A 2,349-nucleotide genomic window follows, 5' to 3' on the forward strand; every position below is an offset into this window, starting at 1 on the left:
CCTCGTCCGATACTTCATCTTCAACACTCCATCTTTCCAAAAAGACTAAAGTGTTGCGACCACCCATTGAATCCTCAAGAGCATCGCTACCGTTGGTGGGAGATGCAGCATTTAGCAGAATGGGCTCATTCCCGACATCGGAGGTGGCGCGGCACCCTGTGTTATGATGTCTGGGTCAACGTAGGGTTGTCATTTTGGGAGGGCATGGCGGATTCGAGGATCAGCCATGGAAACACCTAACTTACCAGCCATTCGCGCCCTACGCCCTGCCTGGAACAATGGCCGCTCGTCGACCAGAAGCGGCCACCTAAGCCTAAGCATGTCTTGGGCAATCCGGGTGTGACTTGAACTGGCCGAGAACCATCGCGACCTTGTGCTGTTCAAAATGGCCATCGACAGTAAATTGCGTGGCTGCGACCTTGTGAAGATAAAAGTTGTGGATGTAATGGCGTCTGGTCAGATCAAGTAACGCGCTTCAGTGCTGCAAAGCAAGACGCAAAAGCCAGTCCGGTTTGAAATATCAGAAGGCACCCGCGCTTCCGTTGAGAAAGGATGGAAGAAGAACTGATGGTCGGATCAGAGTACTCATGGCCCGGCCGGTTCCACGAGCGCCTTCACATCTCGACCCGCCAATACGCGCGGATTGTGCGAGACTGTGTAACGTCAATCGATCTGGAAGCGAGCGCCTCCGGGACCCATTCAATGCGAAGAACCAAGGTCACCCAGATCTACAAGAAAACCGGGAATCTTTGAACAGTTCAGCTCCTCCTCGGACATACAAAAATGGATAGCACAGTCCGATATCTAGGTGTCGAGCTGGAGGATGCTTTGGCTATCGCGGAAGAAATAGAAATGTAGCCATTTGGGCCGTTGGCAAGGGCGGACTTAGTGTGAATTCGCTGCATGTGCACCAAAGGCCGCTTTAGGGTTGCCAAACCCCGCCCATTGATGACTTAGAAATGATTTTGCAGCGTTCTTCATGGCCGGGCATTTTCGTCTACTCTGTAGAGATGATGTGGTGATCGATCTTCGCTGTCCATGTTTGCTCTGACACCTGAGGCGTTTCTTGACTACAAGGAATTGATTGCGTCCACTTCACGCCGGATTGGAGCATCCACACTGTTCAGCATATTGAAGGCAAAGTAATCGAAGTGCGTCAATCCTTTGTACCGGTTTGTTGTATCAGTAGCCGAAGGAACACCAAGATCGGTCGAATGCAAATCAATAACCTGCATCAGTGATCTGGCGTAACAACTCTCCAAACCATCCATCGTAACGTAAATTGCTGATACACCTTTGTTGGATCGGTCTTTGTTGGAGGTGTAGCATTGGTCTTGAACAACCTGCTTCCCAAGTATCCTCTGGATAAGGCTGACTTCTTTCTTTGCTGCTCGAACTATCTCAAAGTACTTGAGCGTCTTAGCGTCCCGGTTTTGTCGCGCTTTCTGCCACACATACTCGATGCTTCCGACGTATATGACTATATTTGCATCGTCTAGATCCGGGACAAAGTCTACTGAAATCCCTGTTGCAGCCAGCACATACTCTAGTGGATCTCGCACCAGAGAAATATTTTCAATGGAGAGAAGACTGCCTTCCTGAAAGATTTTGACGAGAAACTCCTCTACAGACCAACGATACATCTGGTCGTCACAGTAGTGGGTTACGCTATCGCACCCCAGAACTGTCTTCTCGAAAAATGACCTCAAGGTCTCTTCGTTTAGGACCGAGGAATAGTCGATTGGGTAGTTCGGTGCCCGTATCATCCCATGGGAAATACTTCCACTCTCGTCCAATGCGAATTGATCTCGATACTGTTCCAACCGAGTTGCATCCACGCGGCTCAAATCTGAAATCTCTTGCGAATTTGCTGTAGAGGCGATGGCCAAATGTACCCACAGTGCGAGAAGCCAAGTTCTTTGAATGCATTTCCAAACCGCACACATCTGTGAGAATGGTGGAATTAAAAAAACAGCCATGTAACCCTATAATCAAGCATTCGAGACCGTTTTCAACCCAGATCAACTCTACAGGACGGGGCGGATGCCCTTCGCGGTATCCATTTGATAGCCGACATACACAATTTGCAATAGACTTGGAAAAAATGGTGCCGAAGACTACATACGCGACTGCTTGACCCACACCATTTTTGTCAGCACCTGACCCAGATTTCGTAACCGCGGCCATTCATACATTCTGCAGCATCGGTGAAAGTGGGCTCGGAGCGGACCTCTGGCCGTCCGGGACGGATCCCTATACAATCTGTATCGCAATCGACTGTTTTTGGCGCACAGGTATTGGCAGAGTGTTCATGTCCCTTGCCAAAGTCTATTCGCTCGGTTGGCCCAT

The 2,349-nt window shown here is 49.6% G+C and carries 1 protein-coding gene and 1 pseudogene; one reads left to right on the forward strand and one right to left on the reverse strand.

Annotated elements, in window-relative coordinates:
* Positions 1-226: 226 nt before the first annotated feature.
* Positions 227-858 (forward strand): annotated as a pseudogene (locus MUB52_RS23825) (tyrosine-type recombinase/integrase).
* A gap of 212 nt (positions 859-1,070) precedes the next feature.
* Here MUB52_RS23825 and MUB52_RS23830 read toward each other — a convergent pair.
* Positions 1,071-1,979, reverse strand: coding sequence for a hypothetical protein (locus MUB52_RS23830; RefSeq protein WP_263846652.1), 909 nt, complete (start codon positions 1,977-1,979; stop codon positions 1,071-1,073).
* Between the last annotated feature and the right edge of the window lie 370 nt (positions 1,980-2,349).

It is taken from the genome of Roseobacter sinensis, assembly GCF_025755255.1.
GTDB lineage: Bacteria > Pseudomonadota > Alphaproteobacteria > Rhodobacterales > Rhodobacteraceae > Roseobacter > Roseobacter sinensis.